This window comes from Arthrobacter senegalensis (genome assembly GCF_059091765.1).
The window spans coordinates 709,344-730,598 of the sequence record NZ_JBNHGZ010000001.1 but is presented as its reverse complement, the minus strand read 5'-3'; the positions used below and the strand labels follow the sequence as shown (position 1 = coordinate 730,598).

Sequence of the window (21,255 nt, the reverse complement as noted above, 5' to 3'; positions counted from 1 at the left end):
AGAGAAGGAAAGCAATGGAAGCCAAGGCTATTGCGCGCCATATTCGCGTGACGCCTATGAAGGCCCGGCGCGTCGTCAACCTTGTTCGTGGCAAGCAGGCGAATGAGGCTCTGGCAATTCTGAAGTTTGCCCCGCAGGCAGCTTCGGAGCCGGTCAGCAAGGTACTCGCGTCGGCAGTCGCCAACGCCCGCGTTATCGCGGACCGCGACGGCGTCGCCTTTGACGAGAGCGACCTGTACATCAGCGAAGCATTCGTAGATGAAGGCCCCACCATGAAGCGGTTCCAGCCGCGCGCCCAGGGGCGTGCCTACCGCATCAAGAAGCGGACCAGCCACATCACGCTTGTTGTCGCTACCCCGGAGAAAGAGGAGGACCAGTAAGTGGGACAGAAAGTAAACCCGCACGGATTCCGACTCGGTATCACCACCGACCATGTCTCCCACTGGTTCGCTGACAGCAACAAGGCCGGCCAGCGCTACAAGGACTTTGTCCGCGAGGACGTGAAGATCCGCCAGCTGATGTCCACGGGCATGGACCGCGCGGGCATCGCGAAGGTTGAGATCGAGCGTACCCGTGACCGCGTGCGTGTGGATATCCACACCGCCCGCCCCGGCATCGTGATCGGCCGCCGCGGCGCCGAAGCAGACCGCATCCGCGGCGAGCTGGAGAAGCTCACCGGCAAGCAGGTGCAGCTGAACATCCTCGAGGTCAAGAACCCGGAGATCGAAGCGCAGCTGGTTGCCCAGGGCATCGCCGAGCAGCTGACCTCCCGCGTGGCCTTCCGCCGCGCCATGAAGAAGGCCATGCAGTCCGCCACCCGCGCCGGCGCCAAGGGCATCCGTGTCCAGTGCTCCGGTCGCCTCGGCGGCGCCGAAATGAGCCGCTCGGAGTTCTACCGCGAAGGCCGTGTGCCCCTGCACACGCTGCGGGCGAACATCGACTACGGCTTCTTCGAGGCCAAGACCACGTTCGGCCGCATCGGCGTCAAGGTCTGGATCTACAAGGGCGACGTGACCGCGAAGGAACTGGCGGCCCAGCAGGCTGCCGCTCCGTCCTCGCGTGGCCGCGGCGACCGTCCGGGCCGCCCTGCCGGTGGCGAGCGCCGTCGTCGTAATGACCGTGCTGCCGCTCCCGCCGCAGGCGAGGGCGCAGCCAAGGCCGAGGCACCTGCCGCTGAGGCAGCAGCGCCGGCGGCAGAAGGAGGAGAAGCTTAAATGCTTATCCCACGTCGAGTTAAGTTCCGTAAGCAGCACCACCCGGGTCGTTCCGGCGCTGCTTCCGGCGGCACCGAGGTCAGCTTCGGCGAGTGGGGTATCCAGGCTCTGACGCCGGCATACGTCACCAACCGCCAGATCGAAGCGGCCCGTATTGCGATGACCCGCCACATCAAGCGTGGCGGCAAGGTTTGGATCAACATTTATCCGGACCGCCCGCTGACCAAGAAGCCGGCCGAAACCCGCATGGGTTCCGGTAAGGGTTCGCCGGAATGGTGGGTCGCAAACGTCAAGCCGGGACGGGTTCTGTTCGAACTGTCCGGTGTCAATGAAGAGGTAGCTCGCGAGGCCCTGCGCCTGGCGATCCACAAGCTGCCGTTGAAGGCACGCATTGTGCGTCGCGAAGGTGGTGAATAGAAATGGCAGTTGGTTCAAAGGAACTGGCAACCGATCAGCTCGAGACTTTCGATAAGGACCGTCTCGCAGAGGAGCTGCGCAAGGCCAAGGAGGAGCTGTTCAACCTCCGTTTCCAGTCCGCCACCGGTCAGCTGGAAAACCACGGCCGCCTGAAGGCCGTCAAGCGGGACATCGCGCGCATCTACACAGTGCTGCGTGAGCGCGAGCTGGGCATTCGTCCCGAGGTCGTTGCTTCTGCGGAGGCTCCGGTTGAGGAGAAGAAGGCCAAGAAGGCTAAGAAGTCTGACAAGGCCGAAGCCGAAACCGCCGGGACCGAAACCCCCGCTTCGGAGGATGAGGCCAAGTGAGCGAAAACACGAACAAGGATGCAACTGTGGAAGAAGCCACTCAGGCTCGCGGTTACCGTAAGACCGCCCGCGGCTACGTCGTCTCGGACAAGATGGAAAAGACCATCGTGGTCGAGGTTGAGGACCGCGTGAAGCACGCGCTGTACGGCAAGGTGATCCGCCGGACCGAGAAGCGCAAGGCCCACGACGAGCAGAACTCCGCCGGCATCGGCGACCTGGTTCTGATCGCCGAGACCCGGCCGCTGTCCGCCACCAAGCGGTGGCGCCTGGTCGAGATCATCGAAAAGGCCAAGTAGGACCTACGTCCTGCGCGGGGCCCGCCTGCCGAGCGGGCGGGCCCCGCACCCTTAAGTTTCCCTTCCGGCACCATGGATCCCGGTCCGCCGGAGCAGCCGGAAGGGTTTGGAAGGGTCCGTGGTTTCGGCCGCGGCCCCTTTGAAAAGCACAAGCCCCTGGCCGTGATTTCACGTCCGGGGTGTCTTGGTCATAAACTAGTAATCTTGCCTGTGCCGTTTGGAAAGACCATCCATCCTTCCGCATGGACAGAATAGGCAAATTCCCGCAACCGCCTTCGGACCGCACACGCGTGCGGCCAGGGGGAGTTACGGTGCGGGCTACCCATATCCGTTCCGCAAGGCTCAGCAATGAGAACCGGCGCGACGACAGGAGTAATAAGTGATTCAGCAGGAGTCGCGACTGAAGGTCGCCGACAACACGGGTGCCAAGGAAATCTTGACCATCCGCGTTCTCGGTGGATCCGGCCGTCGCTACGCAGGCATTGGCGACACCATTGTTGCCACCGTCAAGGATGCAATTCCCGGCGGCAACGTCAAGAAGGGTGACATCGTCAAGGCTGTCATCGTTCGCACCAAGAAGGAACGCCGCCGTGCGGATGGTTCCTACATCAAGTTCGATGAGAACGCAGCCGTGATCCTCAAGAACGACGGCGACCCCCGCGGTACCCGTATCTTCGGCCCGGTCGGCCGTGAGCTTCGCGACAAGAAGTTCATGAAGATCATCTCGTTGGCTCCGGAGGTGCTGTAGTCCATGGCTAAGTACAAGATCAAGAAGGGTGACCTGGTTCAGGTCATCACCGGTGCCAAGGCTGAGCGCGGCGGCGACCGCGGCAAGCAGGGCAAGGTCCTGAAGGTGTTCACGGAGTCCAACCGGGTGCTGGTCGAAGGCGTTAACCGCGTCACCAAGCACACCAAGGCCGGGCAGTCTGAACGCGGCACGAAGACCGGTGGCATCGAGACCGTTGAGGCCCCGATCCACATCTCGAACGTGGCGATCGTCGATCCCGAGACCAAGAAGCCGACCCGCGTTGGCTACCGCACCGAAACCGTCGAGCGTGATGGCCGTGAGCGCACTGTGCGCATCCGCGTGTCCAAGGCCTCCGGGAAGGACCTCTAATGACTGAGACTGTCACCAAGATCGTCCCCCGCCTGAAGACTCGCTACGCCGGCGAGATCAAGCAGGCTCTGCGGGACGAGTTCAAGTACGAGAACGTGAACCAGGTTCCCCGCCTGGTCAAGGTCGTAGTCAACATGGGTGTTGGAGATGCCGCCAAGGACTCCAAGCTCATCGACGGCGCCGTGCGCGACCTGACCCAGATCACCGGTCAGAAGCCGCAGATCACCAAGGCCCGCAAGTCCATCGCCCAGTTCAAGCTGCGCGAAGGCATGCCGATCGGCGCCCACGCGACGCTGCGCGGCGACCGCATGTGGGAATTCGTGGACCGCCTGGTCACCCTGGCCCTGCCCCGTATCCGCGACTTCCGCGGACTCAACGGCAAGCAGTTCGACGGCAACGGCAACTACACCTTCGGTCTGACCGAACAGTCCATGTTCCACGAGATCGATCAGGACAAGATCGACCGCGTGCGCGGTATGGATATCACCGTAGTAACCACTGCAAAGACCGATGACGAGGGCCGCGCGCTGCTGAAGGCGCTGGGCTTCCCGTTCAAGACCGAAGATTAATTAGCTACGTGAAAGGTCCCGCCCCGGCGCCCAGCGCTGACCGGAGCGAGGAAACCGTTACGAGGAAGGGCAAGAGCCCACAATGACTATGACAGATCCTGTCGCAGACATGCTCACGCGTCTGCGCAACGCCAACTCGGCATACCACGACTCAGTGTCGATGCCGTACAGCAAGCTCAAGGCTCGCGTCGCCGACATCCTGAAGGCCGAAGGCTACATCGCCGGCTGGAAGGAAGAAGAGGCCGAGGTTGGCAAGAAGCTGACCCTGGAACTCAAGTTCGGTCCGAACCGCGAGCGTTCCATTGCCGGCATCCGCCGCATCTCCAAGCCCGGTCTGCGCGTTTACGCGAAGTCCACCAACCTGCCGCACGTACTCGGTGGCCTGGGCATCGCAATCCTGTCCACCTCTTCCGGGCTGATGACTGATCGTCAGGCCGGCAAGAAGGGCGTGGGCGGCGAAGTCCTCGCTTACGTCTGGTAACGGAAAGGAAGAGATTAAATGTCACGTATTGGACGTCTCCCCATCACCGTTCCCGCAGGCGTTGAGGTCAAGATCGACGGCAACGTCGTCTCCGTCAAGGGCGCCAAGGGCGAGCTGAGCCACACTCTGGCTTCGCCCATCACGGCCTCCCTGGACGAGAACACCATCACCGTCTCCCGCCCGAACGACGAGCGCGAATCCCGGTCCCTGCACGGCCTGACCCGCACGCTGATCAACAACATGATCGTCGGCGTCACCGAAGGCTACAAGAAGAACCTCGAGATCGTCGGCACCGGTTACCGCGTGCAGGCCAAGGGCTCGGACCTCGAGTTCGCCCTCGGCTTCAGCCACCCGGTGGTCGTCAACGCACCCGAGGGAATCACCTTCGCCGTGGAGGGCGCCACCAAGCTCTCCGTCTCCGGCATCAACAAGCAGCAGGTCGGCGAAGTTGCTGCCAACATCCGCAAGCTGCGCAAGCCCGACCCCTACAAGGGCAAGGGCGTTCGCTACGCTGGCGAGCAAATCCGCCGCAAGGTCGGAAAGGCTGGTAAGTAAACCATGGCGATCAGCATTAATAAGAAGCGGACCTCGAAGTCCAAGTCCGCAGCACGCGGCCGCCGCCACCTGCGCGTCCGCAAGCGCATCACCGGTACCGCGGTCCGTCCGCGCCTGGTGGTCAACCGCTCCGCACGCCACATCTTTGTCCAGGTTGTCGATGACAGCAAGGGCATCACCGTGGCTTCCGCTTCCACCATGGAAGCCGACCTGCGGGCGCTCGACGGCGACAAGTCCGCCAAGGCAAAGCGCGTCGGTGAGCTCGTTGCCGAGCGTGCCAAGGCTGCCGGTGTTGCCGCCGTGGTCTTTGACCGCGGCGGCAACCGGTACCACGGCCGTATCGCAGCGGTTGCCGACGGCGCACGTGAAGGTGGGCTGGCACTGTGACCGCTGAGAACAACGAAAAGGAAACTCAGGTGACTGAAGCAACTGAGACCGCTGCCGCGGGATCCGCTGAAACCACCGCTGCTTCCGGCCAGGAGGACCGCCGCGGCGGCCGTCGTGGCGAACGCGGTGGCAGCGACCGTGGTGGCAACGACCGTGGCGGCCGCGGCCGTGGCCGCGACAACGCCCGCGACGCCGAGAAGGACAAGTTCCTCGAGCGCGTCGTCACCATCAACCGCGTGTCCAAGGTCGTCAAGGGCGGCCGCCGCTTTAGCTTCACGGCCCTGGTAGTTGTCGGCGACGGCAACGGCATGGTCGGCGTGGGCTACGGCAAGGCCAAGGAAGTTCCGGCAGCGATCGCCAAGGGCGTGGAAGAGGCCAAGAAGTCCTTCTTCCGCGTCCCGATCATCGCCGGCACCGTTCCGCACCAGGTGCAGGGCGAAGCCGCTGCAGGCGTTGTCATGCTGCGTCCGGCTGCTGCCGGTACCGGTGTGATCGCCGGTGGCCCGGTCCGCGCCGTGCTCGAGTGCGCCGGTATCCACGACGTGCTCTCCAAGTCGCTCGGCTCGGCCAACGCGATCAACATTGTGCACGCTACAGTCGATGCGCTGCGTCGCCTGGAGGAGCCCCGCTCCGTGGCTGCCCGCCGTGGCCTGCCCCTGGACGAGGTTGCTCCGGCTATCCTGCTGCGCAACATGCAGAAGGCAGGTGCGTAATGACCACACCCAAGAATCTGACTCCGTCGGATGCGCAGTTGGAAATCACGCAGATCAAGTCCGTCATTGGCGGCAAGCAGAACCAGCGCGACACGCTGCGTTCACTGGGCCTGAAGCGCATCGGACACACCGTTGTCCGCAGCGCCGATGCAGTGACCGTCGGCATGGTCAACACTGTTTCTCACCTGGTGAAGGTTGAGGAGGCGAAGTAAAGATGGCAGAAGAGAACAAAACTCTGAAGGTCCACCACCTGCGTCCTGCCCCCGGTGCCAAGACCGCCAAGACCCGTGTCGGTCGTGGTGAAGGCTCCAAGGGCAAGACCGCCGGTCGCGGTACCAAGGGTACGAAGGCCCGTTACCAGGTCAAGGCTGGCTTTGCCGGCGGCCAGCTGCCGCTGCACATGCGCCTGCCGAAGCTGCGCGGCTTCAAGAACCCGTTCAAGGTGGAATTCCAGGTCGTAAACCTGGACAAGCTCAACGAGCTGTTCCCCGAGGGCGGCGAAGTGACCGTGGACGCCCTGGTGGCCAAGGGTGCGGTTCGCAAGAACCAGCCCGTGAAGGTCCTGGGCACCGGCGACATCACCGTCAAGGTCGATGTGAAGGTTGACGCCTTCTCCGCCAGTGCCGCTGAAAAGATCGCCGCCGCCGGCGGCACCGTGACGGCGCTCTAGCAGCCCGTGACTGGTGGGGTCTTTTAGCAGCCTCTGACTGAACTCGTGGTGGCCGGTTTACGCCGGCCGCCACGAGTTCAGCCGCTTTAAGGCACACCACGTATTCTTAACCCGTTTAATGCGAACGGGCCGAGCCGATAGACTCGGATCTTGTGACTTGCCGCGCAGCGGCATCAGAAACTTCTTGGGAGGACGCTTGCTTAGCGCAATTGGCCGGGCATTCCGGACGCCGGACCTGCGGCGCAAGTTGCTGTTCACGCTCGGCATCATGACGGTCTACCGCATGGGCGTCTTCATCCCCGCCCCCGGCGTGGACTACGGCAACGTGCAGCAGTGTCTGGCGCTGGGCAACACCAGCGGCGGGTTGTACCAGTTCGTCAACCTCTTCAGCGGCGGTGCGCTGCTGCAGGTGTCCATCTTCGCCCTCGGCATCATGCCGTACATCACCGCCAGCATCATCGTGCAGTTGCTGCGCGTCGTCATTCCCCGGTTCCAGGAACTGCATCAGGAAGGCCCGCAGGGCCAGTCCAAGCTCACGCAGTACACCCGTTACCTGACCATCGCGCTGGGCCTGCTCAACGCCACGACGCTGGTGTCGCTGGCGCGGACCGGCGCCCTCCTGGGGGACTGCCCGGTCCCGATCATCCCCGAGGACAATCTGGTCACGATCTCCCTGATCATCCTGACCCTGACCGCAGGCACCGGCCTGATCATGTGGATGGGCGAGCTGATCACCGAGAAGGGCGTCGGCAACGGCATGTCCCTGCTGATCTTCATCTCCATCGCCGCCGGTTTCCCGAGCTCGCTGGGCGAGATCTGGAACACTCAGGGCGTGAACGTGTTCCTGGGTGTGCTGATCGTCGGCCTGCTGACCGTCGCCGCGGTGGTCTTCGTGGAACAGTCGCAGCGCCGCATCCCCGTGCAGTACGCCAAGCGCATGGTGGGACGCCGCACGGTCGGCGGCACCAGCACCTACATTCCGATCAAGGTGAACATGGCCGGTGTCATCCCGGTAATCTTCGCGTCGTCGATGCTGTACCTGCCGTCCCTGATCGCCCAGTTCAACACGCCGGCCGACGGCACCACCGCGCCGCCGGAGTGGGTCAACTGGATCAACACCTACCTGGTCAGCGGGGACTCGCCGTTCTACATGGCGGTCTACTTCGCGCTGATCGTCTTCTTCACCTACTTCTACGTGGCCATCACGTTCAACCCCGAGGAAGTCGCGGAGAACATGAAGAAGTACGGCGGCTTCATCCCGGGCATCCGGGCCGGCCGCCCCACGGCCGAGTACCTGCAGTACGTGCTGGCCAGGATCACGCTGCCCGGCGCGCTCTACCTGGGCATCGTCTCGCTCATCCCGCTGATCGCCCTGGTACTGATCAACGCCAACCAGAACTTCCCGTTCGGCGGCGTCTCCATCCTCATCATGGTTGGTGTGGGCCTGGAGACCGTCAAACAAATCAACGCTCAACTACAGCAACGTCACTACGAAGGACTTCTGCGATGACACAAATGCTCATTATCGGCCCGCCCGGATCGGGCAAAGGCACCCAGGCCTCCCGCATCTCCGACCGGCTGGGCATCGTCGCGATCTCCACCGGAGACATCTTCCGAGCCAACGTGAAGGAAGAGACGCCGCTCGGCGTCGAGGCCAAGAAGTACATCGACAAGGGCGAGTTCGTGCCGGACAGCGTCACCAACAACATGGTGCGCGACCGGTTGAAGCAGTCCGACGCCGCCGACGGCTTCCTGCTGGACGGCTACCCCCGCACCAGCGGCCAGGTCGACGAGTTGGACAGCATCCTGGCCGACGCCGGCTCGCAGCTGGACATCGTGCTGCAGCTGACCGCCGACGACGAGGAGCTGGTCAAGCGCCTGCTCGGCCGCGCCGCGCAGGAAGGCCGCAGTGACGACAACGAAACGGTGATCCGGCGTCGGCTGGCCCTGTACCACGAGCAGACGGAGGCCGTGGTGAGCCGTTACGCTGACCGCGGGATCGTCGCGACCGTTGACGGCATCGGCGATATCGACGAGGTCACCGAGCGCATCATGTCCGCGCTCAAGTCCGTCACGGCCTGACACCCGCCAGACAGTTAGAAGAGGCAGCCCATGGCCTTCGGCCAGCCCAGCATCGAATACAAGACCAAGGACCAGATCCGGAAAATGCGGACCGCCGGCCTGGTGGTCAGCCGCGCCCTGGACGCTGCGGTTGCCGCCGCCGTCCCCGGCGCGACGACCGCGGATGTGGACGCGGCCTTCGAAGCAGTGCTGGACGAGGCCGGGGCCAAGAGCAATTTCAAGGGCTACCACGGCTTCCCCGCAACGGTCTGCGTGTCCGTCAACGAGGAAGTGGTCCATGGAATCCCGGGCGGCAAGGTGCTCGGCGACGGGGACATCATCTCGATCGACGGGGGCTGCAGCATTGACGGCTGGCACGGCGACTCCGCCCGCGGCGTGATCGTGGGCACCGCCGATCCGGAAGACCAGCGGCTGTCCGACGTCACGGAGGAGGCCATGTGGCACGGCATTGCCGCCCTCGCCACCGGCAACCGCGTGGGCGACATCGGCAACGCCATCGACGACTACGTCTCCTCGGTGCCGGGCAAACCGTTGGGCATCCTGGAGGACTACGTGGGCCACGGCATCGGCACCGCCATGCATCAGGCCCCGGACGTGCTGAACTACCGGACGAACCACCGCGGCCCGAAGATCCGTCCCGGGCTCTGCCTGGCCATCGAACCCATGCTGGTGCGCGGGGACATCGAGACCAAGGTGCTGGACGACGACTGGACCGTCGTGACCACGGACGGCTCGCGGTCCTGCCAATGGGAGCACACCGTGGCAGTGCACGACGGCGGCATCTGGGTTTTGACCGCCGAAGACGGGGGAGCGGCCAGGCTGGCTCCGCTGGGGGTTATCCCGGTACCGCTGGACTAAACGCCCGCTGCCACACCCTTGGCCTGACGTCATCGAAAGGCCGGGTCCCGCTGGATCCATCGTCCAGCCGGCCCGGCCTTTAGAGGTTAATCCGCAGCCCGCAGCCACGATCCCGGCCCTGCGCCCAGACGACTGGCTCCGCACCCTGACCAGGCTCGCCGCGGCCAGCCGACTGGCTGCGCCCGGATACCGCACCACCCACCCTGGCCTGTCAGTCGATAGGCTGCGCGCGGACGCCGCACTCCCGAAAGGACCTTGCCCATCATGATGGGAGCCCACCACGCCCTCTCCGGCGCCGCCGCCTGGATCGCGGTCACCAGCCAGGTCCACATACCGCTGAATGCCCTGACGACGCCGATGGGCTGGGGCGGCCAGAGTCTCACCCTGGGCTGGGGGCTGCTGGACGTGGGACCGCTCGGCCTGATCACCGGTGCCATGGTGACCGCCGGCGCCGCACTCGTCCCGGATGCCGATCACCGCCACGCCACCATCGCCCGCTCGCTGCCGCCGCTCTCCAATGCGGTCTGTGCCGGTATTGGCGCCGTGGCCGGCGGGCACCGCAGGGGCACCCACTCGCTGATCGGCTTGGCGGCGTTCGTCGCGATCGCGTGGGTCGCCGGGCTCTGGACTGCCGAGACCGAGCGGTTCGGCACGGTCTACCCGGGCGCCGGTATTCTGTGCGTGTTGCTGGTCGCCTTTGCCGCCAAGGCCCTGAAGTTCCTGCCCGACGGGCTGCAGAAAATTCCGTGGGCCGTCGGCCTGTCTGTGGCGGTCTTCATCGCCCTGTACGCCCCGGAACAGCACAACTGGTTCCCGCTGGCCATGGGCATCGGCGTCGTCATGCATGTGCTCGGCGACATGCTGACCACCGGGGGAGTGAACCTGCTGTGGCCGCTGCGGATCAAACCCCCGAAGGTGTGGCGCAGGATCCCGCTGCTCAACGCCATATGGCGGCGGAACGGCTACTTCGCCCTGCCGCTGCTGGGCAATGCCGGTTCGGCACGCGAGTGGGCGCTGCTGGTCCCGGTCAGTGCCTATGTGGTGGTCCTACTCCTCGGGGCGTGCCTCGACGTCGGGCAGCAGAGCCTGGTCGCCATCGGGGCCGGCTAGCTGCTAATCGCCGGATTCGAGAAGAGTCTGAGGGCCTTCCCCGAGCGGCAACGGGCTGGCCGCTTACGCCGCTTTGGTTCCGGGCGGCGGGGTGCCCGGCGGTGGCGGCGCGGTGTTGATGTAGGTGTGCCCGGTGGGGGTCGTGGTTTCGACTTGGTGCAGGGGCCCGCCGACTGTCCGGTTGGACCAGCTTTCGGCTTCTTTGTCCTGGTTACAGCGTTCGCACAGGCCCTGTCCGTTGGTGATGGTGGTTTTCCCGCCGTCGGACCAGGCGACGATGTGGTCGATGTGCCGGATCGGGGCATCGCACCAAGGGCCGGAGCAGACCTGGTCGCGGGCGATGACCATCCGGCGTAGTCCGGCCGGGAACCTGCGGGCTTTCGAATCCATGCCGAGCAGTGCCCGGTGCCGGGGGCGGTGTAGAGGCGGCGGATCCAGACGTCCGCCACGCCGCCGGGTTTCAGCTCTTTGCTGCGTCGGCTGGTCTGCCGTGCGGTCTTCCAACCAGGTTCGGTGCCTGCCGGCGGCGCATTCTGTCGGGGCGCTTCGCCCGGCGACTCCTGGTCGGTCAGCGTTCCTGCCGGTGCGCTTTGGTCGGGTGGCCTCTTGCCGGCCAAGCCCGCCGCGTGGCCGATGCCGCCCCTGGCGGTGCCGGTTGGTACGGGCGGGTTTTGCGGGAGGCGGATGAGGTCCCGGGCGTACTGAGCCGGGACGACGCCGTAGCCAGTGAGCCAGGCCGGTTCGCTGTCGCCTTGGAGCAGGGCGCGGTCCGTCATGACGAGCTGTATTTCGGTGCGGGCGGGGTCGGCGGTGGAGGCACCGGTGACGCGTTCGAACATGGTGTCGGCCATAACCTGGCCGCGTGTCCTGGCGTCGCCGTTGTTGCGCAACCGGTCGGCTTCGCGGTGCAGCGCGGCCATCAGGGCCACGCCCTGGACGACGGGCAGCAGTGTCCGGACGGCCACCATTGTGTCGGGTTGGGGGCGGGCGGAGACGTGCCGGTCGGCTTCGGCTTTCGCGGCGCGGTGCACGACGGCGCGGGGGTCCAGACGGTAGGCGATCCGTTTGGCTTCGGCTTCGAGTTGCCGGTTGCCCAGCCCGTGCAGGCGGGCCGGGTTGCCGGCCAGTTCCTTGTCCACCGCGGCGCGGTCTTCCTTGGTCAGGCACGCGGTTTCGCGGACCAGGGTCGCTGCGCGCCACTCGTTCAGGTGCCCGGTGGCCAGGGCGTTGAGGGTGTGCGGCATTTCGGTGACCAGGATCTTCGCGACGCCGAGCATGAGCGCGGCGCGGTGCGGGGATTCCCGCCGCGCCAGCCCGATCTGCTTCGCGATGCCCTGGCCCTGCCGGTTCTTCGGGACCCCGGCGGCGGCGCGCCGGGCCCGCGTGGCCTCATCCAGAGCTACCTGCAGCTTGGCCTGGGCGGCAGCGGCCGCGTCCTTGGCGTTTTCCAGCGCGGTGAACCGGTCCACCAGGTCCTGTTCGGAACCGAGCAGGTCGACCCGGGCCAGGGCGTCGGCGAAGGCGTTGATCCCGGGCGTCCGGACCGGCCCGCCGTGTTCGGCGTGCGCAGGCCGCGCTCCCGTCGCTGGATGCGCTCCTTCGCGTGCCTCGGCTGCTTCGGCTGCTTCTGGTGGCTCGGGTCCTGCGGGATCAAACATGTCGGCGTCTCAATCTTCGGCGTGCCCGCGGCACGGCAACGACTACGAGAGGTCATGGAACAAGGTCCACAGACGCCGCCGGGACCCCCACCCCGATGGCCAACGATTCTGCTGAACTACTAGAAACAGGCTATTAGCCGGGTACGACAGTTTCGGAACCCGCAGCGGACCGGTGGGCAGGGGAGACGTGCCGGGCGTGCTTACCGCTGCACCTCATCCTTGCCCATCCCCATCCTCCGGGCGAGGATGAGGCCATGGCTTCTTCCATTACCGACGTGCCCGGCATCCGCGTGGGCCAGGTCCAAAAGATCGGCGACGGCTGGCTGACCGGCGTCACCGTGGTGCTGCCGCCGGCCGGGTCGGTCGGCGCAGTGGACGTCCGCGGGGGCGGGCCGGCCACGCACGAGACCGACGCGCTCGATCCCACCACGCTGGTGCCCACCGTGGATGCCGTGGTGCTCGCCGGGGGCAGCGCCTTCGGGCTAGTGGCCGCGCACGGCGCGCAGCGCTGGCTGGAGGAGCAGGGGCGCGGCTTCCGCACCCAGAATGCGGTGGTGCCGATCGTTCCGGCCGCTGCCCTCTACGACCTGGGCCGCGGCGGGGACATCAGGGCGCGGCCTGATGAGCAGATGGGGTACGACGCCGCTGCCTCCGCCGGCGCGATGGAGGACTTTGGTGTCGTGCAGCGGGGTAACGCGGGCGCCGGCACCGGGGCTGCGATGGGCTTCCAGCAGTACAAGGGGGGAGTGGGGACCGCCTCGCTGCGCATGGGCGGCGCGAACGAGGGAATCGTGGTTGGCGCGCTCGCGGTGGCCAATGCCGCCGGGAATCCGTTCCGCGGGACCAGGGGAGCATCGCCCGCGGCGCAAGCAGAAAAAACGCTTGGCACACCCGGCGCGGCAGGAGGGTCCGGAGCACCGGGAGCGGCAGGAGCACCGGGAGGAAGCGGCTCACAGGGAGCCGGGCCGCTGAACACCACCCTGTGCGTCGTCGCCACCAACGCCGTGTTGGATCCGGCGCAGGCCAAGCGGACGGCGTCGGCCGCGCACGCCGGCCTGGCCCGGGCCGTTAGCCCGTCGCACACCCTGATGGACGGGGACGTGACCTTCGTCCTGGCCACCGGGGCGCAGCAGTTGGTGCAGGACGGGCCCATTGATCCCCGGGCGGAACTGCACGTGCTGGCCGCGGAAGCGGTCACCGCGGCCATTTGGGACGCCGTGGTGAGTGCCGAACGGGTGGAGGCGGCCGGCGTCGTACTGGAGAAGTATCCGCACCTCGGCTGAAGTCTGTCGCGCGCGAGCCCCGTGCGTTACCCGGATTTAACTTTATCCGGCTTCCGGAGTACAGTTGTCTGTTGGTTGTCTCTACTTTCATGCCCATCTTCGGGTGCATGGCGCCCGCGAAAGCCTGCCGGAACGTACGGCTCAGTGGGAGTGTAGCGGCAAGCGAAACCCTAAAACTAGCCACCGCTCCGGCGATGGTTACTGACGTTAGCGGAGGATATGGCTAAGAAAGACGGTGTCATTGAGATTGAAGGCACTGTGCAGGAGGCTCTGCCCAATGCGATGTTCCGCGTTGAGTTGACCAACGGGCACGTTGTGCTGGCTCATATCTCGGGAAAGATGCGTCAGCACTACATCAGGATCCTCCCCGAGGACCGCGTTGTGGTGGAACTCAGCCCGTACGACCTCTCACGGGGCCGTATCGTCTACCGCTACAAGTAAAGGCTTATGCCGCAGGCAACTGCGGAGAACCGTAAGTAGTTACAAGGCAGCATCAGCTAACAACGCAAAGGAAAACCATGAAGGTCCAGCCGAGCGTCAAGCGGATTTGTGACAAGTGCCAGGTGATTCGTCGCAAGGGCAACGTCATTGTGATCTGCGAGAACCCGCGCCACAAGCAGCGCCAGGGCTAAGACTCCTGCTTCAAGCAGGGGCAGCACGCCCACGCGTAGTAACTCAAGATAAAGGCAGCGCAGCAGGGCAACCTGCACACCCCCGGCACGGAGGCCGGGGACCCGAACAACGGGGCCGCGCTGCTTCAGACCTCCGGATACAACAAGGAGAACCGCCACTATGGCTCGTCTCGCTGGCGTAGATATTCCCCGCGAAAAGCGGGTAATTATCGCCCTGACTTACATCTACGGCGTGGGTAAGACCCGTGCAGAGCAGGTTATCGCGGAGACCGGCATCAGCCCGGAAACCCGCGTCAAGGACCTCACCGACGCTGAGCTCGTGCAGCTGCGTGACTTCATCGAGGGCAACTACAAGGTAGAAGGCGACCTCCGCCGCGAAGTTGCAGCCGACATCCGCCGCAAGGTTGAGATCGGCAGCTACGAAGGCATCCGCCACCGCCGTGGCCTGCCCGTCCGCGGACAGCGCACCAAGACCAACGCTCGCACCCGCAAGGGCCCGAAGCGCACCGTCGCCGGTAAGAAGAAGACCCGCTGATTCCCAGCCGGTCAGATAGCTACCAACCAACTTTGTAGGAGAAGCAATGCCCCCCAAGACTCGTGGAGCGGTACGCAAGCCGCGTCGCAAGGACAAGAAGAACATCGCGCTGGGCCAGGCGCACATCAAGAGCACCTTCAACAACACCATCGTGTCCATCACGGACCCGACCGGTGCCGTCATCTCGTGGGCCTCGGCCGGCGAGGTTGGCTTCAAGGGCTCCCGCAAGTCCACCCCGTTCGCCGCGCAGATGGCTGCCGAATCGGCCGCCAAGCGTGCCCAGGAGCACGGCCTGAAGAAGGTCGACGTCTTCGTGAAGGGCCCGGGATCCGGACGCGAGACCGCAATCCGTTCGCTGCAGGCCGCTGGCCTCGAGGTTGGCTCCATCCAGGACGTCACCCCCAGCGCGCACAACGGTTGCCGTCCGCCGAAGCGCCGCCGCGTCTAAACAGCCCAAGGATACTTTTGGCCGCCGCACAGATTCCTCCCACTTTTGCGGGAGACTCTGTCGGCGGCCGAAAGTTCCACGCTGGAGGCTGACCAGCCGCCCTTTTCCACCAATTCGTGCTGCGTCATATAGCGGATGCTCGCTGAAAGGAAATCTAAGTGCTCATTGCACAGCGCCCCACCCTTACTGAAGAAGTAGTGGCCGATAACCGCTCCCGGTTCGTCATCGAACCGCTGGAGCCGGGCTTTGGCTACACCCTCGGAAACTCCCTCCGCCGCACGCTCCTGTCCTCGATTCCGGGGGCTGCCGTCACCAGCATCCGCATCGACGGCGTGCTGCATGAGTTCACCACCGTGCCGGGTGTGAAGGAAGATGTCACCGAGATCATCCTGAACATCAAGAACCTGGCTGTCTCCTCCGAGCACGACGAGCCCGTGGTTGCCTACCTGCGCAAGCAGGGACCCGGTGTCGTCACCGCCGCGGACATCGCGCCGCCGGCCGGCGTGGAGTTCCACAACCCGGACCTGCACATCGCCACGCTGAACGAGAAGGGCAAGTTCGAACTCGAACTGACCATCGAACGCGGCCGTGGCTACGTGTCGGCAGCCCAGAACAAGTCCGGCGACCAGGAGATCGGCCGCATCCCGGTCGACTCCATCTACTCGCCGGTGCTGAAGGTGACCTTCAAGGTTGAGGCAACCCGTGTTGAGCAGCGCACCGACTTCGACCGCCTGATTGTCGACGTCGAAACCAAGGCCTCCATTGCACCGCGCGACGCCGTCGCCTCTGCCGGAACCACCCTGGTTGAACTGTTCGGCCTGGCCCGCGAGTTGAACACCGCCGCCGAAGGCATCGAGATTGGCCCGAGCCCCACGGACGCCGCCCTGGCTGCCGACATGGCCCTGCCTATCGAGGACCTGGAACTGACCGTCCGTTCCTACAACTGCCTTAAGCGTGAGGGCATCCACACCGTGGGTGAACTCGTAGCCCGCTCCGAGGCCGACCTGATGGACATCCGCAACTTCGGTGCCAAGTCCATCGACGAGGTCAAGGCAAAGCTGGTGGAACTGGGTCTGTCGCTGAAGGATTCGCCCCCTGGATTCGATCTGGCTGCCCGCGCCGCAGCCATCGACGAGGACGAAACCTTCGAGGACGAACTCTAAAACGCAAGAATTCTGCCGCCACGGCGCTCGGGAGCGCACAGCGGCACCATTGAGGAGAAAACATAATGCCTACCCCCGCTAAGGGTCCGCGCCTCGGAGGCGGTCCTGCCCACGAGCGCCTGATGCTCGCCAACCTGTCCGCCGCGCTCTTCGAGCACAAGCGGATCACCACCACGGTCACCAAGGCCAAGCGCCTGCGCCCGTTCGCCGAGCGCCTGATCACGTTCGCCAAGCGCGGCGACCTGGCCTCGCGCCGCCGCGTGCTGGCAGTGATCAGCAACAAGGGCATCGTGCACGAGCTGTTCACCGACATCGCGCCGGTGATGACCAACCGCGACGGCGGCTACACCCGCATCACCAAGATCGGCAACCGCAAGGGCGACAACGCCCCCATGGCCGTCATCGAACTGGTGATGGAGCCGGTGTCCCCGAAGCAGGCCGTCGTGAACGAGGCCGAGAAGGCCACGGCCAAGGCTGCCCCGGCTCCGGTCGAGGAAGAGACCGCTTCGGCCGAGTCCGCTGAATCGCCCGAGTCGGCGCAGTCCGGCGATTCCGCTGACTCTCCCGAGTCCGCAGAGTCCGCTCCGTCGGCCGAGTCCGCCGAGGAAGCTGCCGAAGAGAAGAAGTAGTTCTTCGCCTTCACTGCTTGAAGCCCGCCGTCCCCTTCCGGGGCGGCGGGCTTTTTCGTATCTTCAAGCCCCCCATAACGACGCCGGGGCCCGCCTCGGGGGCGCGGGGTCCGGTCCCGCGGGAGCTTGGTGCGGCCGGTTCGCCGCGACGCGGTTCAGCGTCGTGGACGGGAATCGGCCGGCTGGCCAGCGGCATGCCCCGGGGCCGCCACGTCGACACCAGCGCGAAGGCCAGCAGCAGCTCGGCAACGTCTCCGCCGTAATACATCAGTTCGCCGGCAAGCCTCAGCTCGGCGGCCGGCGCCGGGACCTGGACGAACAGCCCCGCGTAGAGCAACTGGGACAGGACCGCATGGCCGGCGATGGCGACGCCCAGCACCACCAGCCGCGCCGGCACGGAGGGCCTGCGCGGTGCCGGGTCGGGCCCGGCGATCACCCAGGCGAAGAGGCAGCCGGCGGCCAGGAAGTGCAGGTGGACGGCGTGGTGCAGCAGCGGGGTGTCCGCCGCGAGGCTGTAGAGCGGCGTGAAGTACAGCCCCGCCAGCCCGCCGAGGGTGAGTACCAGCGCAGTCACGGGGTTGGCCACCAGATGGGCCGGGCGTGAGCGCAGCACCCTTCCGATCACCCTGCCGCAACGGCGCGGCACCGACCTCAGCAGCAGAGTCACCGGCGCACCAAGCACCAGGCCGATCGGCGCATACATGCCAATCAGCAGGTGCTGGACCATGTGGGCCGGCAGCCCGCCCGGCGGCAGCGGCATCAGCTGCGGCGCGAGGCCCAGCGCCAACAACAGCGCGCCGGCGAGGAAGGAAACGGTCCGCCGGCGGCTCCAGCCGCGGTCCTCGCGGCTCCGCAGCCACGCCAACGCCAGGTAGGCTACGGCCGCCGCCGCCACGAGGGCCGGCGGCAGCACGCCGTCGAACACTGCCGGCTGATGGTTGTGGGCTGAGTGGGCGCCGATCACGCCGGTTCCCGCCCGGGGGTGCCAGCCCTCAGGTCTACCACCCGCCCGGACCGTTGCAGCAGCCAGCCGCCGATCACCAGCAGCGCCCCGAATATCAGGAAGAGAATGTCGGCCAGCATCTGGTACTCGCCGCCGATGACGTGGTGAATGGCGAGGATGTGGTGGTCGATGATCCCCTCGACGAGATTGAAGAGTCCCCAGCCGAGCAGCATCCAGCCCCAGAGGGTCCGGGATGCCCAGACCCGTCCGCGCGAGGTCGTCACCCGCGAGTACAACAGGCCCAGCCCGATCAGCACGGCCAGCCAGGTCACCGTATGGAACAGCCCGTCCCACAGTGTGTTCATCTGCAGGCCGTGGACGGTGCTCGCCGGATACGAACCGACGTCGATGTTCGCGGTGTCCGCGCTCGTGAGCATGTGGTGCCACTGCAGGATCTGGTGTAACAGGATGCCGTCCACGAAGCCGCCGAGCCCCACCCCGAGGACGATCCCGGGCAGGGCGATCCGGCGGTTGTGATCCGTGGTGGTTGCCGTTCCGGGGCTGCCTGCCATCGCTCCTCCGAACCTCGCGGTCCCGCCCGTGAGTGCGGGCGCTGTCCCAGCAACATAGACCGAATGCCCGCCCCCGTCGACAGTCCGCCGATGCCTGGCAGGTCGCCGGCCCGCAACCATCCGCGGGCGCCGGCGGCATCCGGAGGACTCGGGGGGCTCCCGGTAGCATGGAATCCATGCCTCCGACTGTTTCCCCCGTCCCCGGCCGGGACGGCGGGCCCTTGCGTGTCCGCCTGGATCTTGCGTACGACGGCGGCCCCTTCAGCGGGTGGGCCGTGCAGCCCGGCCGGCTGACCGTGCAGGGCGCGCTCGAGGAGGCGCTGGCAATCATGATCCGCCGGCCGATCCGGCTGACGGTTGCCGGCCGCACCGACGCCGGGGTCCACGCTCGCGGGCAGGTGGTGCATTTTGACCTGGACCCCGGGGAGTGGCACGGCCTGGCCCGCAGCCGGGAGGTCGATCCCGCCGAAGCCCTGGTCCGGCGCTTGCGCGGCGTGCTGGCCAAGGTGCTCGGCGGCCGCGTCGGCGCCCCGGTACCCTATCGGGACCTTGCCGGGGCCATCGAGGTTAAGCGCGCCGCCGTCGCCCCCGACGGATTCGACGCCCGGTTCTCCGCCCTCTGGCGCCGCTACAGCTACCGGATCGCCGACCGGGCCGAGACGTGGGACCCGCTGTCTCGCAACACGACGCTGTGGCACAAGCACGCCGTCGACGTCGATCTCCTGAACCGCGCAGCCGCCGGGCTCCTGGGCATCGGCGACTTCCTGGCGTTCTGCAAGCCCAGGGAAGGCGCCACCACCATTCGGGAGTTGCAGAAGTTCGAATTCGCCCGAGGAGGCGACGGCGTGGTCACGGCCACGGTGCAAGCCGACGCGTTCTGCCACAACATGGTGCGTGCCCTGATCGGCGCATCGTTGTTGGTGGGCAGCGGCGAGCAGGCGCCGGAGTGGCTGCGCGACCGGATGCTGGCGAAGGTAAGGGACTCGAAGAGCAAGCTGGCTCCGCCGCACCCGTTGGTGCTGGAAGAGGTGCTCTACCCCGACGGCGGCGAACTGCTGCGCCGGGCAAAGCTGACCCGGGCAAAACGCGCGGATCCGGACGAGGGGTGAGGGTGGTTGCTTCCGGCGGTTCCCCCATAAGCCGCCGGAAGCCATAACCGGTGATTCCGGATCCCCCAGCAGGTCCCTTGGACCGTGGGCATAACTCTTGCACGGTAGCCGCCGTCAGCTCAATAGTTTCAGACGTCTGACTTCTTCAGCCGTTACCGCCGTGTCACGCGATCGGCGGGTGAAGCTAGGCGGCCTGCGGTGTCAGTTCGGCACGGAGCGGCCAGTCCTGGCCTTCCAGAATGACTTGGGCGCTGACGCCGGTGTGCACGTTGACCACGATCGGGGCCATCAGGTTCACGGTGGCGCCCGATTCGCCGGGGTTGGCCACCACCAGCACCATGGCGTCCTCGGAGGCATTGAGGTCCAGGGCGGCACGGTCGTCGTCGGAAATCACGGGGGTGTACTGGTTCAGGTAGGTCGCCGCGTCCAGGACGAAGAGGCGTTTGCCCGGTTCGGCCACGGCCTGAAGGGAGTACAGGCCGGCCGCGCCCGCGATCTCGTCGAGGGTGAAATTAACCAGCGGTGCCAGTCCCGGGGGAGGGGCCACGAAGGTCAGCGCGGCGCTCATCGCAGGAAGTCCATCAGCGTCGGCTGCAGCACCCGCGCGGTGACCTGCAGGGCGGCCTGATAAGCCACTTCCTGCATCTTGAGGTCCAGGATGACCTTTCCGATATCCGGATCCTCGATTCCGGAGCGGCGGGCTTCAAGCGAAACAGCTTCGTCCAAGTTCGTCTCCTGGGCTTTCAGGATCTGGGCGTGGCGGGTGCCGACCTCGGCGCGCGCGTTGATCACGGTGTTCAGCCGGGCGTCGATGGCGTTTAAGTCTTCGCTGACGCTGCCAGTGCCGTTGAGCTTTGCGATCATTGAATCCAGCAGGGCGAAGACCGACGGGCCCGTGCCCGTGGAATCGTCGCCGAAGACCGCAGCAGCGCTGGCATCGACGCGTACCGTCTGGTGTGCCCCGGGTCCGATGCGACGCTCCACGCCGGTGGCGTTCGGTTCGGTCACGGTGTACGGCGCGGTTGGGGCGGTTAGGGAGTCTTTATATACGTCCGGTTTGTCGGAGTTCCCCGCAAACACGTTGCGTCCCAGGTACTGCGTCCGAGTCGCAGCCAAAAGGCTTTCCTTGATGCTTCCGAGCTCCAAGGCGACCGCCTCGCGTGCCGTTGGCGAGAGGGAACCATTGGAGGCCTGAATCGTCAGGTCGCGGGCCTTGTTGAGCAAATCGGTGACTGTGCCCAGCGCGGAGTCGGTGGTGGTGAGCCAGCCATTGGCGTCGTCGATGTTGTGCTTGTATTGCGCGTTGGCGCGCATATCCGCACGAGTGCGCATGGAATCGGCGGTGCCCGTCGGGTTGTCCGAGGGGCGGGCAATCAGCGACTCTCCTGCGGCCAGCTCCTGCAGCTTGGCAATACGCGCCATGTTGTCCTGCAGGTTGCGCTGCGCGAAGCTGCTCATCGTTTGGTT

30 protein-coding genes and 1 pseudogene are annotated in these 21,255 nt (G+C 65.9%); 26 read left to right on the top strand and 5 right to left on the bottom strand.

All coding sequences use genetic code 11. The features are described from left to right. Positions 1 to 14: 14 nt before the first annotated feature. The 18 genes from rplV (at position 15) to AC5RVG_RS03300 (ending at position 10,816) form a co-directional block, all read left to right on the top strand. Positions 15 to 380, top strand: a complete 366-nt coding sequence (rplV, locus tag AC5RVG_RS03385; protein ID WP_136784918.1) for a 50S ribosomal protein L22 — start codon at positions 15 to 17, stop codon at positions 378 to 380. Continuing rightward, entirely contained in the window at positions 381 to 1,214 is an 834-nt protein-coding gene (rpsC, locus tag AC5RVG_RS03380) for a 30S ribosomal protein S3 (RefSeq protein ID WP_494000477.1), read from the top strand. It abuts the gene before it with no gap. Then, positions 1,215 to 1,631, top strand: coding sequence for a 50S ribosomal protein L16 (gene rplP / locus AC5RVG_RS03375; RefSeq protein WP_493979215.1), 417 nt, complete (start codon positions 1,215 to 1,217; stop codon positions 1,629 to 1,631). 2 nt (positions 1,632 to 1,633) lie between these two features. Next, positions 1,634 to 1,978, top strand: coding sequence for a 50S ribosomal protein L29 (gene rpmC / locus AC5RVG_RS03370; protein ID WP_493979214.1), 345 nt, complete (start codon positions 1,634 to 1,636; stop codon positions 1,976 to 1,978). Beyond that, positions 1,975 to 2,274, top strand: a complete 300-nt coding sequence (gene rpsQ, locus AC5RVG_RS03365) for a 30S ribosomal protein S17 (RefSeq protein WP_493979213.1) — start codon at positions 1,975 to 1,977, stop codon at positions 2,272 to 2,274. The genes rpmC and rpsQ overlap by 4 nt, the downstream gene beginning before the upstream one ends. A 379-nt stretch (positions 2,275 to 2,653) precedes the next feature. Beyond that, positions 2,654 to 3,022, top strand: coding sequence for a 50S ribosomal protein L14 (rplN, locus tag AC5RVG_RS03360; protein ID WP_127511069.1), 369 nt, complete (start codon positions 2,654 to 2,656; stop codon positions 3,020 to 3,022). Positions 3,023 to 3,025: 3 nt separating this feature from the next. Next, complete coding sequence (gene rplX, locus AC5RVG_RS03355) at positions 3,026 to 3,391, top strand: 50S ribosomal protein L24 (protein WP_493979212.1); 366 nt, start codon at positions 3,026 to 3,028, stop codon at positions 3,389 to 3,391. Then, positions 3,391 to 3,960, top strand: a complete 570-nt coding sequence (rplE, locus tag AC5RVG_RS03350) for a 50S ribosomal protein L5 (RefSeq protein WP_493989348.1) — start codon at positions 3,391 to 3,393, stop codon at positions 3,958 to 3,960. Before rplX ends, rplE begins: the two co-directional genes overlap by 1 nt. A gap of 82 nt (positions 3,961 to 4,042) precedes the next feature. Then, the gene (rpsH, locus tag AC5RVG_RS03345; RefSeq protein WP_136784914.1) at positions 4,043 to 4,441 is read left to right on the top strand and encodes a 30S ribosomal protein S8; all 399 of its coding nucleotides are present in this window, start codon (positions 4,043 to 4,045) and stop codon (positions 4,439 to 4,441) included. Between the two features lie 18 nt (positions 4,442 to 4,459). Then, a complete protein-coding gene (rplF, locus tag AC5RVG_RS03340) occupies positions 4,460 to 4,996 on the top strand; it encodes a 50S ribosomal protein L6 (protein WP_494000475.1) in 537 nt (178 codons plus the stop codon). A gap of 3 nt (positions 4,997 to 4,999) precedes the next feature. Further along, positions 5,000 to 5,383, top strand: coding sequence for a 50S ribosomal protein L18 (gene rplR / locus AC5RVG_RS03335; RefSeq protein WP_494012717.1), 384 nt, complete (start codon positions 5,000 to 5,002; stop codon positions 5,381 to 5,383). Beyond that, positions 5,380 to 6,096 carry a 30S ribosomal protein S5 gene (gene rpsE, locus AC5RVG_RS03330; RefSeq protein WP_493989347.1) on the top strand — a complete coding sequence of 239 codons (717 nt, stop codon included), beginning with the start codon at positions 5,380 to 5,382 and terminating at the stop codon, positions 6,094 to 6,096. The genes rplR and rpsE overlap by 4 nt, the downstream gene beginning before the upstream one ends. Beyond that, positions 6,096 to 6,308 (top strand): 50S ribosomal protein L30, encoded by a 213-nt coding sequence (rpmD, locus tag AC5RVG_RS03325; RefSeq protein ID WP_127511076.1) that lies wholly within the window; start codon positions 6,096 to 6,098, stop codon positions 6,306 to 6,308. Before rpsE ends, rpmD begins: the two co-directional genes overlap by 1 nt. A 2-nt stretch (positions 6,309 to 6,310) precedes the next feature. Further along, positions 6,311 to 6,766 carry a 50S ribosomal protein L15 gene (rplO, locus tag AC5RVG_RS03320; RefSeq protein WP_493979208.1) on the top strand — a complete coding sequence of 152 codons (456 nt, stop codon included), beginning with the start codon at positions 6,311 to 6,313 and terminating at the stop codon, positions 6,764 to 6,766. A gap of 196 nt (positions 6,767 to 6,962) precedes the next feature. Continuing rightward, positions 6,963 to 8,276 (top strand): preprotein translocase subunit SecY, encoded by a 1,314-nt coding sequence (gene secY / locus AC5RVG_RS03315; protein WP_493979207.1) that lies wholly within the window; start codon positions 6,963 to 6,965, stop codon positions 8,274 to 8,276. Then, the gene (locus AC5RVG_RS03310) at positions 8,273 to 8,848 is read left to right on the top strand and encodes an adenylate kinase (protein ID WP_494012716.1); all 576 of its coding nucleotides are present in this window, start codon (positions 8,273 to 8,275) and stop codon (positions 8,846 to 8,848) included. The genes secY and AC5RVG_RS03310 overlap by 4 nt, the downstream gene beginning before the upstream one ends. A 30-nt stretch (positions 8,849 to 8,878) precedes the next feature. Beyond that, positions 8,879 to 9,706, top strand: coding sequence for a type I methionyl aminopeptidase (gene map, locus AC5RVG_RS03305; RefSeq protein WP_494012715.1), 828 nt, complete (start codon positions 8,879 to 8,881; stop codon positions 9,704 to 9,706). A gap of 264 nt (positions 9,707 to 9,970) precedes the next feature. Beyond that, positions 9,971 to 10,816, top strand: a complete 846-nt coding sequence (locus AC5RVG_RS03300) for a metal-dependent hydrolase (RefSeq protein WP_494012714.1) — start codon at positions 9,971 to 9,973, stop codon at positions 10,814 to 10,816. Positions 10,817 to 10,879: 63 nt separating this feature from the next. On the opposite strand, the pseudogene AC5RVG_RS03295 reads toward AC5RVG_RS03300, so the two are convergent. After that, positions 10,880 to 12,474, bottom strand: a pseudogene (locus AC5RVG_RS03295) (HNH endonuclease). A 254-nt stretch (positions 12,475 to 12,728) separates the two neighbouring features. Between AC5RVG_RS03295 and AC5RVG_RS03290 the strand changes: the two are divergent. The 7 genes from AC5RVG_RS03290 to rplQ all read left to right on the top strand — a co-directional run bounded on the left by AC5RVG_RS03290 (position 12,729) and on the right by rplQ (position 17,164). Next, positions 12,729 to 13,757: a P1 family peptidase gene (locus AC5RVG_RS03290; RefSeq protein WP_494012713.1), complete on the top strand. Its 1,029-nt coding sequence runs from the start codon at positions 12,729 to 12,731 to the stop codon at positions 13,755 to 13,757. Between the two features lie 219 nt (positions 13,758 to 13,976). Continuing rightward, entirely contained in the window at positions 13,977 to 14,198 is a 222-nt protein-coding gene (gene infA / locus AC5RVG_RS03285; RefSeq protein WP_005267757.1) for a translation initiation factor IF-1, read from the top strand. A gap of 77 nt (positions 14,199 to 14,275) precedes the next feature. After that, positions 14,276 to 14,389 (top strand): 50S ribosomal protein L36, encoded by a 114-nt coding sequence (gene rpmJ, locus AC5RVG_RS03280; RefSeq protein ID WP_005267758.1) that lies wholly within the window; start codon positions 14,276 to 14,278, stop codon positions 14,387 to 14,389. Positions 14,390 to 14,549: 160 nt separating this feature from the next. Beyond that, positions 14,550 to 14,924 (top strand): 30S ribosomal protein S13, encoded by a 375-nt coding sequence (gene rpsM / locus AC5RVG_RS03275; RefSeq protein WP_493979201.1) that lies wholly within the window; start codon positions 14,550 to 14,552, stop codon positions 14,922 to 14,924. A gap of 46 nt (positions 14,925 to 14,970) precedes the next feature. After that, positions 14,971 to 15,372: a 30S ribosomal protein S11 gene (gene rpsK, locus AC5RVG_RS03270; RefSeq protein WP_005267760.1), complete on the top strand. Its 402-nt coding sequence runs from the start codon at positions 14,971 to 14,973 to the stop codon at positions 15,370 to 15,372. Positions 15,373 to 15,530: 158 nt separating this feature from the next. Beyond that, positions 15,531 to 16,535, top strand: coding sequence for a DNA-directed RNA polymerase subunit alpha (locus AC5RVG_RS03265; RefSeq protein ID WP_493979200.1), 1,005 nt, complete (start codon positions 15,531 to 15,533; stop codon positions 16,533 to 16,535). Positions 16,536 to 16,600: 65 nt separating this feature from the next. After that, complete coding sequence (gene rplQ, locus AC5RVG_RS03260) at positions 16,601 to 17,164, top strand: 50S ribosomal protein L17 (protein ID WP_494000469.1); 564 nt, start codon at positions 16,601 to 16,603, stop codon at positions 17,162 to 17,164. Between the two features lie 10 nt (positions 17,165 to 17,174). Here the strand turns inward: rplQ and AC5RVG_RS03255 are convergent, their stop codons facing one another. Together AC5RVG_RS03255 and AC5RVG_RS03250 are read right to left on the bottom strand one after the other, a co-directional pair. Continuing rightward, entirely contained in the window at positions 17,175 to 18,128 is a 954-nt protein-coding gene (locus AC5RVG_RS03255) for a cytochrome c oxidase assembly protein (protein ID WP_494012712.1), read from the bottom strand. Then, positions 18,125 to 18,679, bottom strand: a complete 555-nt coding sequence (locus tag AC5RVG_RS03250) for a DUF2243 domain-containing protein (protein WP_494012711.1) — start codon at positions 18,677 to 18,679, stop codon at positions 18,125 to 18,127. The genes AC5RVG_RS03255 and AC5RVG_RS03250 overlap by 4 nt, the downstream gene beginning before the upstream one ends. Before the next feature lie 167 nt (positions 18,680 to 18,846). Here AC5RVG_RS03250 and AC5RVG_RS03245 point away from each other — a divergent pair, with 167 nt between their 5' ends. Beyond that, complete coding sequence (locus tag AC5RVG_RS03245; protein ID WP_494012710.1) at positions 18,847 to 19,788, top strand: tRNA pseudouridine synthase A; 942 nt, start codon at positions 18,847 to 18,849, stop codon at positions 19,786 to 19,788. A 184-nt stretch (positions 19,789 to 19,972) separates the two neighbouring features. On the opposite strand, the gene fliW is transcribed toward AC5RVG_RS03245, so the two are convergent. Both fliW and AC5RVG_RS03235 read right to left on the bottom strand, forming a co-directional pair. Beyond that, positions 19,973 to 20,356, bottom strand: a complete 384-nt coding sequence (gene fliW, locus AC5RVG_RS03240) for a flagellar assembly protein FliW (protein WP_494012709.1) — start codon at positions 20,354 to 20,356, stop codon at positions 19,973 to 19,975. Then, the gene (locus AC5RVG_RS03235) at positions 20,353 to 21,246 is read right to left on the bottom strand and encodes a flagellin N-terminal helical domain-containing protein (protein ID WP_494012708.1); all 894 of its coding nucleotides are present in this window, start codon (positions 21,244 to 21,246) and stop codon (positions 20,353 to 20,355) included. The genes fliW and AC5RVG_RS03235 overlap by 4 nt, the downstream gene beginning before the upstream one ends. Between the last annotated feature and the right edge of the window lie 9 nt (positions 21,247 to 21,255).